This is a genomic window from Pseudomonas sp. EA_65y_Pfl1_P113 (assembly GCF_963970525.1).
GTDB classification, from domain to species: Bacteria; Pseudomonadota; Gammaproteobacteria; order Pseudomonadales; family Pseudomonadaceae; genus Aquipseudomonas; species Aquipseudomonas tritici.
Map to the genome: position 1 here is coordinate 1 of NZ_CAXAQM010000734.1, position 256 is coordinate 256.

The following is a 256-nucleotide window of genomic DNA, read 5'->3' on the forward strand; positions in this document are numbered from 1 at the left end:
GGTCGGGCTCTATCTGAACCCACCGGATAACGCCCTGGTGCTGTCGGTTGACGAGAAAACCCAGATCCAGGCGTTGGATCGCACCCAACCGATGTTGCCACTACGCCCAGGTCAAGTTGAACGTCGCACGCATGATTACAAACGCCATGGTACGGCGAGTCTGTACGCGGCTTTCGACATTATGAGCGGCCAAGTCATCGGACGGATTACCCAGCGCCATCGAGCCAAGGAGTTTCTGGCTTTTCTGCAACAGATT

The 256-nt window shown here is 55.9% G+C and carries 1 pseudogene; it reads left to right on the top strand.

The annotated features are described in order from the left end of the window. Window positions 1-256, top strand: a pseudogene (locus AACY52_RS31955) (IS630 family transposase); the annotation flags it as partial.